The organism is Acinetobacter sp. ANC 4169 (genome assembly GCF_002135355.1).
GTDB lineage: Bacteria > Pseudomonadota > Gammaproteobacteria > Pseudomonadales > Moraxellaceae > Acinetobacter.
In genome coordinates this window covers 82,107-95,251 of record NZ_NEGE01000014.1, presented here as the reverse complement: position 1 = coordinate 95,251, position 13,145 = coordinate 82,107, and the positions used below count along the sequence as shown (strand labels likewise).

The 13,145-nt window shown below is 36.0% G+C and carries 12 protein-coding genes and 1 tRNA gene; 5 read left to right on the top strand and 8 right to left on the bottom strand.

The window, feature by feature from the left end; genetic code table 11:
- Positions 1-11: 11 nt before the first annotated feature.
- On the top strand, positions 12-1,070 hold the full coding sequence (locus tag B9T26_RS11985; RefSeq protein ID WP_086199910.1) for a competence protein CoiA: 1,059 nt from the start codon (positions 12-14) through the stop codon (positions 1,068-1,070).
- Positions 1,071-1,156: 86 nt separating this feature from the next.
- Here the strand turns inward: B9T26_RS11985 and B9T26_RS11980 are convergent, their stop codons facing one another.
- The 6 genes from B9T26_RS11980 to B9T26_RS11955 all read right to left on the bottom strand — a co-directional run bounded on the left by B9T26_RS11980 (position 1,157) and on the right by B9T26_RS11955 (position 5,247).
- Positions 1,157-2,278, bottom strand: a complete 1,122-nt coding sequence (locus tag B9T26_RS11980; protein ID WP_086199909.1) for a hypothetical protein — start codon at positions 2,276-2,278, stop codon at positions 1,157-1,159.
- Between the two features lie 271 nt (positions 2,279-2,549).
- Positions 2,550-3,275, bottom strand: a complete 726-nt coding sequence (locus tag B9T26_RS11975; RefSeq protein ID WP_171262998.1) for an ATP-binding protein — start codon at positions 3,273-3,275, stop codon at positions 2,550-2,552.
- A gap of 10 nt (positions 3,276-3,285) precedes the next feature.
- Positions 3,286-3,993, bottom strand: a complete 708-nt coding sequence (locus tag B9T26_RS11970; RefSeq protein WP_086199907.1) for a DUF1376 domain-containing protein — start codon at positions 3,991-3,993, stop codon at positions 3,286-3,288.
- Positions 3,993-4,205: a helix-turn-helix transcriptional regulator gene (locus B9T26_RS11965; protein ID WP_143223020.1), complete on the bottom strand. Its 213-nt coding sequence runs from the start codon at positions 4,203-4,205 to the stop codon at positions 3,993-3,995. The genes B9T26_RS11970 and B9T26_RS11965 overlap by 1 nt, the downstream gene beginning before the upstream one ends.
- A gap of 173 nt (positions 4,206-4,378) precedes the next feature.
- The gene (locus B9T26_RS11960) at positions 4,379-5,092 is read right to left on the bottom strand and encodes a hypothetical protein (RefSeq protein WP_086199906.1); all 714 of its coding nucleotides are present in this window, start codon (positions 5,090-5,092) and stop codon (positions 4,379-4,381) included.
- Positions 5,093-5,170: 78 nt separating this feature from the next.
- A tRNA-Ile gene (locus B9T26_RS11955) sits at positions 5,171-5,247 on the bottom strand.
- Positions 5,248-6,209: 962 nt separating this feature from the next.
- Between B9T26_RS11955 and B9T26_RS11950 the strand changes: the two genes are divergently transcribed.
- The gene (locus B9T26_RS11950) at positions 6,210-6,791 is read left to right on the top strand and encodes a 1-acyl-sn-glycerol-3-phosphate acyltransferase (protein WP_086199905.1); all 582 of its coding nucleotides are present in this window, start codon (positions 6,210-6,212) and stop codon (positions 6,789-6,791) included.
- A gap of 113 nt (positions 6,792-6,904) precedes the next feature.
- Positions 6,905-7,654, top strand: a complete 750-nt coding sequence (locus tag B9T26_RS11945) for a YebC/PmpR family DNA-binding transcriptional regulator (RefSeq protein ID WP_086199904.1) — start codon at positions 6,905-6,907, stop codon at positions 7,652-7,654.
- A 363-nt stretch (positions 7,655-8,017) separates the two neighbouring features.
- On the opposite strand, the gene B9T26_RS11935 is transcribed toward B9T26_RS11945, so the two are convergent.
- Positions 8,018-8,488 (bottom strand): Lrp/AsnC family transcriptional regulator, encoded by a 471-nt coding sequence (locus B9T26_RS11935; protein ID WP_086175902.1) that lies wholly within the window; start codon positions 8,486-8,488, stop codon positions 8,018-8,020.
- A gap of 387 nt (positions 8,489-8,875) precedes the next feature.
- On the opposite strand from B9T26_RS11935, the gene B9T26_RS15725 reads away from it, so the two are divergent.
- Positions 8,876-10,726 (top strand): beta strand repeat-containing protein, encoded by a 1,851-nt coding sequence (locus B9T26_RS15725; protein WP_205666420.1) that lies wholly within the window; start codon positions 8,876-8,878, stop codon positions 10,724-10,726.
- A 69-nt stretch (positions 10,727-10,795) separates the two neighbouring features.
- Here the strand turns inward: B9T26_RS15725 and B9T26_RS11925 are convergent, their stop codons facing one another.
- Positions 10,796-11,560 carry a glutathione S-transferase family protein gene (locus tag B9T26_RS11925; RefSeq protein WP_086199902.1) on the bottom strand — a complete coding sequence of 255 codons (765 nt, stop codon included), beginning with the start codon at positions 11,558-11,560 and terminating at the stop codon, positions 10,796-10,798.
- Positions 11,561-11,940: 380 nt separating this feature from the next.
- Here B9T26_RS11925 and B9T26_RS11920 point away from each other — a divergent pair, with 380 nt between their 5' ends.
- Positions 11,941-13,143: an SfnB family sulfur acquisition oxidoreductase gene (locus B9T26_RS11920; protein ID WP_086199901.1), complete on the top strand. Its 1,203-nt coding sequence runs from the start codon at positions 11,941-11,943 to the stop codon at positions 13,141-13,143.
- Positions 13,144-13,145 lie beyond the last annotated feature (2 nt).

Sequence of the window (13,145 nt, the reverse complement as noted above, 5' to 3'; positions counted from 1 at the left end):
TTAGTATAACAATGGGCTTTCTCAGTATTATTGAAAATAAAGAAATCTACAGTTTCACGCTGAATGATGAGCAATGGATGAGACTGAAAGATAAATATAAAAACCTCAGCATGTTTATGCCATGTTGCCAGACACCCGCGATTCCTAAGAAAAATAAACTGGGAACACAATTTTTTGCGCATCATCCCTCCAGTAGTTGTGATTTTAGCTCGGGTGAAAGTCGCGAACATCAATTATGTAAATATCTCATCTTAAAATATCTTCACGAAAATGGCTGGACTGTAATTCCTGAATATCGTGGGCAAACGCCAAATGGTGAAATCTGGATCGCTGATATTTATGCTGAGAAAAATAAAGCCAAAATAGCCATAGAAATTCAGTGGTCTGCTCAAAGCATTGAGGAGACAAAGCGCCGTCAGGAAAAATATATTGCTTCAGGAATTCGAGCAGTTTGGTTTATGCGAACGACCCAGAAAAACAAATGGGATGTCTTAGACTACCAGAGTTATGAACTTCCTGTTTTTTCGATTTGGCTGAATAAAGAAACTTATCAACTGACTGCAAGTGGAGCATTTGAAGGTCGTGATTCATATAATTTGGTTGAAATAGAGTTCATTCAGTTCTTTGAATCTCTAATGAAGGGTGCCGTGCAATATTCTCTAAAACCTAATTCAATCAGATTTATGCAATTAGCCATGAATACCGTTGAATGCTGGAAATGCAAACGACCCACCAACCTCATTATGGACATTAATTATTTTATTCATCATGAAGAGAAACTGACAAAAATAGAAAGGTTAAGTATTGAACAGCTCTCTCAACCACATAGCGAATTGATTAACCACCCTGAACTATTACAACAATATCAGTATGGCTTTGTTATTAAACGGCTTAGTAAAACACGTGGAGAAGCATATTTATCTAACGGCTGTTTTCATTGTGATGCGATACAAGGAGCCCATTTTGCTCACTATGAACGTGATGAGGAAAACATGCTTTTTAGCAAAAAAATTGAAGTAAAAATAGATCATGAAACGAAAATTGATGGGCGTTGGTATTATTTGAAATAACTACCCATCAATAAAAAAACTTTTAAGCTACAGATAAAAACTCATTCGCAAAAGTAAAGAATTTCCATATTTAGCTATTCCACCTACTAGTCTGCATCATGCTCATCTGATTCCACTTCTTTCATACGCCGTTCCATTTCAGTATTTACCTCTTCTTCTAGTCCACCTGAATCAATATAACGTCTACGTGCTGCTATCTGTTCCTTCTCAGCTTCTAAATGCAACTTCTGTTCTTCATAGGCTTTATTATTATTTAGATCCTTCCCACGCTTCGTATCATTCATGTCTTTAAGGTCTTCTAACTGTGTACCGTACAAGGACAATTCAAACTTAATACTCTCACGCCTATTGAAAGAAAAATTGTTATAGACTTCTAAAATTTGGCACAAAGTATTCAATTGGTCTTTGAGTTGCTTCATCATTGGTTTGGTAAAAGTACACCTGACCTTATCCGACATAAGCAAGGTAGAAATCATTACCAGCTTATCGTATAAAAGATCTCCAAAATCGTTATTTAATGCCATTCTTTTTCGTGATTTTACAATCACTTCAGCCTGACTTTTAAGTCGTACTTGTGCATTTGTGAATAGATTTTTGATATTAACTTTTTCGCATTCTACGATTTCTTTAATGAAGTCAAAATCATCTACGTCAACAACTGTATCACTATGTCCAAGATTTTGATTTTCAAAATTTTCTTTATTATTTAAATCCTCCTTTAAAATATTTTTTGATTCTATTTTTTTGACGCTGCGGATCAATTTTTTTAAGGTAGCGTCACTTTTTTTTAATAAAGAGTCTGACCTTTCCCATCCCTCATGTTTAGCCTTATTCGCTATAGCCTGTTGCGAGGGAAAGTTATTGCACTTGAGTTCATTTTGGACTAATTCTTTTAGGCGCTTATAGGTGGTTTTAGGATTAGATTCATGAACGCTTCTAACACAAAGCCAAAATTCATCACTGTACTTATTAGGAGCGACTTTATTGATAATTTCATCTTCATACCTAATCCATCTTTCTTTTGCAGCATGGCGCTCTACAGTGCGTTGTGATGGAAAAGTATCAAGATTAAATTCAGCACACATCATACTTTTTATTTTTTCATAGTTAGGATGGGTTGCTGATTCATAAAACCTGCGAATTTCCGCCCATAACTTAGCATCATAACGTCTATTACTTATCTGATTTGAATCTGCTTTTTTAGTCATAAATTAAACTTTTGGTTAAATCATTTTGAAGGATAAGATTGTGATAAAAGGTTTATTAGATCAGATGATCCATCAAGCACATGCATACAATCTATAAATGAATCAATGGAAAAAACGAAAAAGATAATTGGCCATCTTGATAATCTTGTCCAGGTTAAGTGACACTTTAATTTTTCGGGTGAATTATTAAAGTGTCCCAGTGGAATAAGAACAAATGGGCAACTTACTCATTGATTTTGCAAACTTAATATCTATTCTAAATTTGCAAAATTTATATTCGTTTCAAACGAAAATCTTCAGTATCAATTTTTATGTCAGAATATAGACATGACAAAAATCGTGAACAAGTTCGGTTATCCATATATGCAAGCACCTGATTGGATTTTAGGTTAGAAGTGATAATTGTACTTTTTTGATTTTCATGCCTACGGTAAATAATCTTATTGATGATTTCAGCTTTTTTACCCATGTCGTCATAACCTAGATCATCAATAACTAAAAGATCAATTTCCGAATATTCCTTAAGAACATCTTCTTCATTCAAATCAGGATTTTTCCAAGTAGCAATAACTTTACTTGCCAATCCAAATGAAGTTGAGTAACAAACAGAATTCCTAAAATAATTTAGTTCATAGCAATACTTTAAAATACCCACAGCTATATGTGACTTTCCAACTCCAGTTGGCCCAGTAATCATAAGATTTGAATGAGTTTTCTTTTCTAATATTTGCTCCATATATCGTTTTGCAAGATCAACTATTTTTTCATCCTCTTCATCATTAATAATAAAATTATTTAAATCCTTATTTTTCAAATCTGGAGGTATTTGAGCATTTTTAATTTTCATACTTAGAAATTTCTTTCGTAAATCTTCCTTATATTGATTGCTTCCATTTTTCAAGCTTTCTGATATACATTTGTTACATACCCATCTGCATTCAAAAACTAATTCTTTATTGCACTCATGCTTATCGCAGTAATCAAATTTATTTGGCATATTCATCTTCCTAATTCTTTCTTTTGCTTTCTAAAATTTGAGAAGTCAGATCATTACGTTCCCACGAAGCATTGATGTCTTCTTTTTTATTTAATATTTTTTTAGTTTGATTATGTTTATTTATATTGGGATCGCCCCTCGATAAATTTACATAATTATCTATATGTTTATTAGCGCGAACTATTGCTTTTAAAACATGACTTTCTAAGGTTTTAGATGTTGGATTTAATATTTTTAAACATTGCAATGCTTCTTCTAAATCAGCTAATAACTCAGAACTATCGATTGATACATTCCAACGTTTTTCATTACCTTTATTTGCATCTAACGAAGCATTTAATTTTATTAACCATGCTTCCAAAGCTCTTTTTGCAACATATGGGTGATAATATCGCCCATCTGAAGCTAACACCCATCCAGAAAGAACGTTCTCTTTTATTTTTCCCCATTTTTGTCCTACACCTGAAAAATGTTTTAGAAGCACATCATCATTAGGAAGACTAGAACAAGGAATTTGATGCCAACTTTTGAGCAATAAATTAAAGAATGCAACTTTTTCGACATAATTAAATGAAATCCATTCAAGACTTGATAAGAAATTATTTACTTCAATTGCAAGAAAATGAAATGATGTTAGATCACATTTAGGTGGTACTAGAGGTGGTACTACTAGATTTGGCACTAGAGGCGGTACTATTAGAGGTGAGATATCTTTCATTATTCATCTCCCTCAGCGTTACAGAGTTTTTTTATATCTTTTAATTTCCACCTTAAACGATTACCAATTTTGATGGGCTGAATTGGCCCGCTACCATCCATTGCCCACTTACGTAATGTTTGAGGCTGTAACTCGAAAATCTGGGCTGTTTGATTAGTTGTGAGCAATGCTAAATCATTAATCTGATCAATATTCAAATCATTACTATTCATAAAAATTTACCAACAACGTAAAGAAGTTATAAATAGTTTTGATGAAAAATTAAGATAAGTAAAAAGATAAATATAAGAATAAAAATATTTATAATATTATTTATTATCAGTGATTTATTTAACTTTATTTAAAAAATAATAAAAATAAAAGATAATTATCCTTTTGCTTTAAATTAATTTTCTTTTTTCAATATTTTTCTTACAGCTTTCCATGAATTATCAAAATTATGGTCAATGTCTGCAAAGTGAAGAGTAAATTCTTCATCCGAAATACTTTTACGAACTTTATCTTTTATTCCGTGCTTACCTTGTGGTTTATCATCTAAAAAAGCCTGATCTTCTTTACTTAAATTTTTATAAATTTTAATTAGAAATTCCTGACGCGCTTGTGTAGAGGTCGAACTTTTTTGTGGTTGAATATTTTGATAACGATTAATTCTTAAAAGAAATTTTTTAATTTTTGTTATGGGAATAACAAAGTCCTCATATTTTTTAGAAAACCGCCGCCATAGCCCTAACTCATTTCCTTCCGGAAGACCTTCTTTTATAAGAATATCTAAGAAATCTTCTGTAATAGGATAAGAAAGCTTTTCTGTTTCAATAATAATAATTTTCTCAGATGACTTCATTGCACTTTTAAGGGTTAACAAAATAGATCGATAATATTGCACAATCTGAGCTTCAGAAAGTTGATCTACTTTACTCGACTCTCCTTCAATTTTTTTTAGTACAATTTGTAAAACCGTATATATAGGTACTTTTGATTTAGTCGAATTTAAATCTAAATAAAGAACTGATTCATTAATTTGTTGTTTTTCACTTTCCAATCGTTTCTGAATACCTAAGTTAATTTCATTCGACAATCTAAGTCCAAATGGATCATTCATATTGCTACCTATTTGCTACCTTTTTTGTTTTAATTAAAAAACCCCTTACGATTAATACACGTAAGGGGTTGTTTTATATGGTGGGCCCAGACAGACTTGAACTGTCGACCAACGGATTATGAGTCCGCTGCTCTAACCAACTGAGCTATAGGCCCTTATAAGCTGAATTTGTTATATATCAACAAGTTCAAGCGAGGCAATACTAACGAAGATTTTTTCAAAAAACAAGCATTTTTGCTTTCACTTGCACAGTAACACAACAATTATTTAGCACATTTTAAAAGGTTATTATTTTTTTATAGAACTTAGTCCCACCCTACCCTAAACGATCTACAAATTTACTGAGCATGTGTATCTATGACAAACGTTAGAAACTTTTATATGAGGATGCTATACCAATATTTCCCGCTAATAAATTGAGTACAACTCACAATTTTTAAGAGACGTTATTAATGAAGAAAATAGAATAATGATTGGGTTGCTTTAAACAATCACCTTTTAACAGATTGTAATTGAGTATTTAGTTTTAAAAATATCCAAACTAAATCAAGTCATTCCTATCATCACATTTTTGAAATGAAAATCATGAAAAAAAGATGAATAAATTATACTTAAAAACTATTACTTCAATTTTTATATAAATTTTAAATAACGATTTAAAAAATTAAAATAGTCGAATTTTTTAAGCTTTGTCTGGTGATCAAGACTCAAGACTGCGTTCTTTATGCTCTTCAATGCGAATTTCGATTAAAGACCACACAACCACGAGCATGAACAAACAAAACGCTAATAGAAAAGTCGAAACATACATCATTCTTTTCAATCCTCATTAAACAGTTGCCCGGTCGGGTCATATGTTTAAAAACTTTTATCTTCGACAAAAGTCTAATAGGTATTTTTTAATCTGGATAGTCACTATTCAGTCTTAATTTATATCTCATAATATCTTTTAAGTCTTTATTAGTACTGTTTTATATATAAAACAATTAATGGCTGTATTTTTAAAAGCTATGTAAAGTGTATTTATTTGATTATTTTTAACTCATCAGCACTTGACTATAAATACGAACAGGCAGAAATTAGCCCACTTTCGTATTACCAAATATCCCTCATATCCATGTTAAAAAAATTTATTGGTGAATCTGCATTTAAACTTGCAGGATGGAATTATCACGTTGAACCCGATGTACTCGAAAATAAGCAGGTCATTGTTGGTTTTGAACATACTTCCATGATGGATGCCGTGCTTTCCCTAGCGCTATTCCAGATTTATGATATGAAAATTCATACCCTGATTAAAAAAGAATTATTTAAAGGCCCGATGAAACCTTTATTAGAAGCCATTGGTGGGATTGCGGTCGATCGTAAATCCAATAAAGATATCGTGTCATTGATGGTTGAACATTTTCAACAAAATGAAAAATTCAATCTGGTGATTGCACCTGAAGCCACCCGGGCAAAAACAGGTGAAACAAGAAGACCGATTCGTACTGGTTTTTGGCATATTGCTAAAGCTGCAAATGTACCTATTGTTTTAATGTATGCCAATTCACAGACCAAACAAGGCGGAATTTTAGGAAAAATTTATCCTACCGAAATTAATCATGACCTGGCTTTGTTAAAACAGCTTTACAAAGAAAAAGTAGGCTTGGATATTATTATTCCCGAAGCTAAAAATATTCCTGAAACCAAAAACTAAGTAGCATTTGTTTAAAAACTCAAAAGCTAGCCCTTTCTAAGAAAAAAGGGCTTATGGTAGAATTTAACACATTCGATTAGGCATAAAGCCAATCTACAAGGAGCATAGTTCGCATGGCGGGTCATTCCAAGTGGGCCAATATCAAGCATCGTAAAGCAAAACAAGATGCTAGCCGTGGTAAAGTTTTTACCAAATACATTCGTGAGTTAACCACTGCTGCAAAACTTGGCGGTGGTGATGCAGCAAGCAACCCACGTTTACGTGCTGTAGTTGAAAAGGCACTCTCTGTAAACATGACACGTGACGTGATCAACCGTGCTATTCAGCGTGGTGCGGGTGGTGAAGACAACGACGACTTAAAAGAAGTCACTTACGAAGGTTATGGTGTTGGTGGTGTTGCCGTTATTGTTGAAACAATGACTGATAACTTAAACCGTACTGTTCCTGATGTACGTCACTGCTTCTCTAAAACTGATGGTAACTTGGGTACTAACGGTTCGGTTGCATTCTTGTTTACTAAACGTGGTGAGATTACTTTTGAAGATGTTTCTTTAGAAGATCAAATCATGGATGTCGCATTAGAAGCTGGTGCTGAAGACATCGAAGTAAATGAAGATGAAATTCTGGTCATTACTACTCCTGAAGCGTTCGGTGAAGTACAAGATGCTTTAGCTGCAGCAGGTTTAAAATCTGACAATGCTGAAGTGGTCATGAGCCCTTCTACTAAAGCTGAAATCACAGATATCGACCAAGCGAAAAAAATCATGAAAATGATTGATATGCTTGAAGATCTTGATGATGTTCAAAACGTTTACACCAACGTTGAATTCTCAGACGAAGTATTAGAACAGCTTGAAGGCTAATACTGACTGAATTTAAAAAACGCACCTGATGGTGCGTTTTTTATAATGGCCCACCCATCCAGATATGAAAACTAAATAAAATGGGAATCAGTAAAATCGTAAAACTAATCAGCATTAGAAATGAAATAAAAATTCTTAAATACCATGCTTTCAATACAGATTTATTCTTAAAACGATCTTTTAGAATATAAAGAAAAGTTAAATATTGAGCAATCCACAGCAATATATCGACTGTTCGACCACCCCAATACCCATGCATTTTCATGTTAAGCATATCAATCAGTAGCCATAACAACAGACTGACTAAACAAATGTAAATGATTTGGGCACATGGTAGTGCCTTTTTAAACATCAAATTTACTCTCAGACCCGATTGAGTAAGCCACTACAGTTCAACACCTTATATTCCTTAATCACAAAACTAGAATGCAATGCCACCACATGTTCAATTTTACCAATCCGCTTCAACAGAATTTCACTATAATTTTCCATATCTTTAGCCACCACTTCGACAATAAAGTCAGCGGATTGTCCGGTCACCAAAAAAGCATTAATCACTTCTGGAATACTTTCTAATTCTTCTAAAAATTTAGCAAAAGTATCGGTATCATGCTTATTTAAAGAAACCTGCAATAACACATGCAAACTAAAACCCAACTTGGCATAGTTAATATCACGCTTTAAATGCGTCATGATATTTGCTTCAATCAAATGCTTAATACGTCGATGCACAGAACTGACCGAAAGATTAATGCGCTCAGACAGTTCATTTAAGTTCACATCTTCATGACTCAATATTTCAAGAATCTGTTTGTCAAAACGGTCGAGCTCCATTTTATACTCTTTTCAATAATCAATAGATGTGCAAAATATTACGCTATCTCTGTTATACAATAATTATTTATTTTTCACAAAATTTTAATATCCTGAAAATATTTTCCAAAAGCCTAGTCAATTCATAAAGAAAATTTGATTGATGCTTAGATTACCACTCGTCATTTAAGTATAAAAAATGACCAATGGTAATTTTTATTAAATCTTTATTTTTAAATCATTTAAATTTAAGACGTCCTTTAAGAAAAGGTTAATCCGCTCGAGTATCCAGCATACGATGACCGCTCATCTTTTACATATGTATAGAAATAGTTTAAAAGAGAGGCGCTCTACCAAAATAAGAATAGCGCACTTTAAAAGAAACAATATATTACACAAGGAATGGTCATGGCTTCTACAATTTTAAGCTTAATAAAAACCAAAGTGAGTCCTGTCTTAACCGTCGAAACTCAAACCAAAAGCCTATTAAGTGGTTTATTCGGTGGAAGTACATCAGGCAGCCTCACCAATATTATTACTAATCTGACGGGATCTAGCACTCAACCTTCAGTTAGCTCATTATTAAATAACCTCCTCTCTGGAAGTAAGCTGAGCACAACAAACCTCAACACTGTGTTAAGTCAGTTTTCTGGTTCAAATGCCTCAAGTTTAAATATTCAAAGCCTGATCAGCAGTTTGACTCAATCGAATGGTGGGAGTTTAAATATTCCTCAAATTACCAATTTATTGAGTGGCCTATTGGGCAGTAATAATAGCAATCTTGATATTAAAGCTATTTCTCAACTGGTAGGCGGCTTGATAGGTGGCAATAGCAGCAATATCGACATCGCTAAAATTGCTCAACTGGTAGGTGGTTTAATCGGTGGTTCGAGCAAGATCGACATTGGTGCGATTGCGGGTCTGGTCGGTAACTTGATCGGTGGCAATAGCGGCAATATCGACATCGCTAAAATCGCTCAACTGGTAGGTGGTTTAATCGGTGGTTCGAGCAATATCGACATTGGTGCGATTGCGGGTCTGGTCGGTAGCCTGATCGGTGGCAATGGCGATATTGATATCGCCAAAATCGCTCAACTGGTGGGTGGTTTAATCGGTGGTTCAAGCAACATCGACGTTGGCGCGATTGCGAGTCTGGTCGGTAGCCTGATCGGTGGCAATAGCGGCAATATCGACATCGCCAAAATCGTACAACTGGTGGGTGGTTTAATCGGTGGTTCGAGCAACATCGACGTTGGCGCGATTGCGAGTCTGGTCGGTAGCCTGATCGGTGGCAATGGCGATATTGATATCGCCAAAATCGCTCAACTGGTGGGTGGCTTAATCGGCGGTTCGAGCAACATCGACGTTGGCGCGATTGCGAGTCTGGTCGGTAGCCTGATCGGTGGTAATGGCGATATTGATATCGCGAAAATCACACAACTGGTGGGTAGCTTAATCGGTGGTTCGAGCAACATCGATGTTGGCGAAATTGCAGATCTGATCGGCAAACTGATTGCTGGCAATGGAAATATTGTGATTGGCGATATTGCACATGACCTTACAGAAAATTTAATGCCGCTATTGGCATCAATTACTCCAGAGGGTTCATCTGTAGATATGGCGCAATTGTCACAAGCTTTACCTGCTGTTGTCGGTAGTGTGGCGACCTTAGTGGCAACCCTCACCGAAGCGAATCAAGGCAATATTCCTGAAACTATTTCAGGCGTCATTCAAGGTATTAATCCTTTACTGAAATTATTAGCGACTAGTGGCGCAATTGATGCAAGTCAAGCAGAAACTGTTGATGCGGTTTATGATGTCCTTAATGCGGTGAAAGTCATTATCGATACCATCAATGATCCTGACCTAGGCAATATTTCAGCTAGCCTAAATAATGTCATTGAAGCCCTGAAACCTGTGCTTGCACTGATTGATAGTAATGGCGAATTAGATGGATTATTTGCCAATGCCAACCTTCCTGATTTAAGTGACCTACTGGGTGGTGACTTTCATCTGGATACCGTACAAGATGGTCTTGGACAACTCGTTGGCGATACCCCAACTACCTTAGCCAACCTTGCTGATTTATTACAGGGCAATAGTAGTTTAGGTAATATTGATTTAGGCAATATTGCTCCGGGTATTACAGACTCAACTCAACAAATTCCGGGTAACAGTACACTACCAAGTTACGATGCAACATCTCTGCCGACATCAACACCAAGTTTAGAGCTTGATCACCCGATTGTATTTGGTTAAGTGATTCTTTAAGAAGTTATTAAGTGAAAAAAATACGCGCTATAAGGCGCGTATTTTTATGAATAACGTTTAAACACCACGCCAGTCCACCCGTGCATTGCGTTCAGTGTGATATATGCGCAGTACATATTGCCCTAACGGTAATGCCGTTAAATGCTCTTTATACTGTTTAAATTTATCAGACAGCGTTTCCCCATGCTCCTTTTCCCAAGGGGTACCCGGAATTTCAAGAATCGGTGCCAGCATGGAACATACCGCAATATCAGCCAGACCTAGACGTTCACCGACAAAATAACGCCCATGATTTTCAATCAATCTTTCATTTAAATTTTGGATGATATTATCCATTTGCTGTTTGGATTCAGCCACCTTGTCTGCATTCAGCTGGTAACCTTTAGAAAGCAAGGCTCTGATAATCGGTTTGGAATATTTTTCAAACTGACGCAAATAACCCTTTTCACCAATTAAAATGTCTAACGACTCTTCACTTTCTGACAAGGTATGGGCAAGTCCCCAACGGCGTACATGTCTGCCCAGTTCGGTGGCAAGACCATTGATTTCCAAAGCCAGTTGACGTTGGTGCGGATCGGCACGCAATAAAGAATGTTCCGGATATACTTCATCCAGATATAAGGCAATTTCAGTCGAATCCGCAATCCAGTATTCTTGATCACGTAATATAGGTAAACGGTTTTGTCCGGTTTTTAATTGGGCAAATGCACGATGCACACCTGGGATGAGATTATGGGCAACATAATCCAATTCTTTATAATCGAGCAACCAGCGCGCCTTTTCACAAAAATGAGATAAGGGAAACTGGTATAAAATTCGCATAAAAACTCCGCGTTTATTTTTTTAGTTCTGCCAAGTCAAAACCACCTAATTCAGTCCGATACTTTAGTCACCCTGCCTTGGAATTACAATGTACTTTTTATTCAAAATAAATGGCTAAATATCGAATCCCCTTTGCTAAATTTTTATATGTTTTTTTGTCTTTGTTATCTTTAAAGCAGATAACCCGCGCTTTTTCTCACTGGTAAAAATTCCATCAAAAACAATATTTTTTTTATTTTTAAACATTTAACTTATTCAAATTCAATCAAAATGTAGCACTTTTTATCCTAAATAACATTTCTTCTAAGCTTTGCAAAAGCAATTGCTTAGTTCCACAGCCAATTCCTTGTAGCTTTTTGACATCGATTTAAGGTGTCATTATGTCTCGTTTAATTTCTGAAAATGTTCATGTGATTGAAAACGATCTCGATGCGATTCATGCCGCTTATCATGTGGCTGATTTTGCACTCGAAGGTCGTAATCAACGTGATCAACAGCGCTTGCTGCCTTTTGCTGAAATTGATCTGTTCAGCCAGAAAGGCCTAGGCGGTCTTCGTATTCCTCAACAATACGGTGGTGCATTTGTTTCCAATAAAACCCTTGCGCATGTATTTCGCATCATCAACAAAGCAGATTCCAGTGTAGGGCAAATTCCACAGAATCAAATTGCGCTGTTGAATATGATCCAGATTATGGGGACAGAGCAGCAGAAACAGTTTATTTATCGTGAAATTTTACAAGGCAAACGTCTGGCCAACGGTGGTCCGGAGCGCAATACCAAAGATACTAAAACATTGGCAACGACTTTAAGCTTTGAAAATGGACGATATTTTGTCGATGGTGAAAAATTCTATTCTACTGGTAGCAGCTTTGCGCACTGGCTGGCGATTAAAGCCATTCATCCTGAAGGCCATGTGGTTTTAACCATTGTGAATCGTGAGGCTGCCGGTGTTGAAGTGGTTGATAACTGGGATGGTTTCGGTCAACGCACCACATCTAGTGGCACAGTCAGACTTCAACACGTTGAAGTTGATCCCCTGCTGATTTTTGATGAACGCCTGCTTTCCAGTCAGCCCAATTATCGCGGTGCTTATTCACAATTATTACAGGTTGCCATTGATGTCGGCATTGCCGAAGCTGCCTTTGCCGATACCGTAAGCGCTATACATAAAGCCCGTCCGATTGTCGATGCACAAGTCGAAAAAGCCAGTTTTGAACATTACACCTTACAGGAAGTGGGGAAATCTTCTGTTCTTTTAGACGCAGCCATTTTATTACTTGATGAAGCAGCTGAATATTTGGATAAGCTTGATCAACTGGAATCGGTGACAGATGAGCAGGCTGCAAAAGCCTCTATTTTAGTTGCTGAAGCAAAAGTCTATGCCAATGATGCAGCGCTGCATATCTCAGAAAAATTACTGGAACTCGGCGGTAGCCGTTCAAGTCTGAGTCAGCACAACCTGGATCAGCACTGGCGCAATGCCCGGGTACATACCCTGCATGATCCAGTGCGCTGGAAATTGCATGCGCTTGGGGATTATTACCTGAATCATAAACTCCCTGCCCGCCACGCCTGGATTTAAGG

What these genes read in the sequence shown, in the direction of transcription:
- B9T26_RS11985 (WP_086199910.1), top strand. Translation starts at nt 12, where the DNA reads ATGGGCTTTCTCAGTATTATTGAAAATAAAGAAATCTACAGTTTCACG.
- B9T26_RS11980 (WP_086199909.1), bottom strand. Translation starts at nt 2,278, where the DNA reads ATGACTAAAAAAGCAGATTCAAATCAGATAAGTAATAGACGTTATGAT.
- B9T26_RS11975 (WP_171262998.1), bottom strand. Translation starts at nt 3,275, where the DNA reads ATGCCAAATAAATTTGATTACTGCGATAAGCATGAGTGCAATAAAGAA.
- B9T26_RS11970 (WP_086199907.1), bottom strand. Translation starts at nt 3,993, where the DNA reads ATGAAAGATATCTCACCTCTAATAGTACCGCCTCTAGTGCCAAATCTA.
- B9T26_RS11965 (WP_143223020.1), bottom strand. Translation starts at nt 4,205, where the DNA reads ATGAATAGTAATGATTTGAATATTGATCAGATTAATGATTTAGCATTG.
- B9T26_RS11960 (WP_086199906.1), bottom strand. Translation starts at nt 5,092, where the DNA reads ATGAATGATCCATTTGGACTTAGATTGTCGAATGAAATTAACTTAGGT.
- B9T26_RS11950 (WP_086199905.1), top strand. Translation starts at nt 6,210, where the DNA reads ATGTTAAAAAAATTTATTGGTGAATCTGCATTTAAACTTGCAGGATGG.
- B9T26_RS11945 (WP_086199904.1), top strand. Translation starts at nt 6,905, where the DNA reads ATGGCGGGTCATTCCAAGTGGGCCAATATCAAGCATCGTAAAGCAAAA.
- B9T26_RS11935 (WP_086175902.1), bottom strand. Translation starts at nt 8,488, where the DNA reads ATGGAGCTCGACCGTTTTGACAAACAGATTCTTGAAATATTGAGTCAT.
- B9T26_RS15725 (WP_205666420.1), top strand. Translation starts at nt 8,876, where the DNA reads ATGGCTTCTACAATTTTAAGCTTAATAAAAACCAAAGTGAGTCCTGTC.
- B9T26_RS11925 (WP_086199902.1), bottom strand. Translation starts at nt 11,560, where the DNA reads ATGCGAATTTTATACCAGTTTCCCTTATCTCATTTTTGTGAAAAGGCG.
- B9T26_RS11920 (WP_086199901.1), top strand. Translation starts at nt 11,941, where the DNA reads ATGTCTCGTTTAATTTCTGAAAATGTTCATGTGATTGAAAACGATCTC.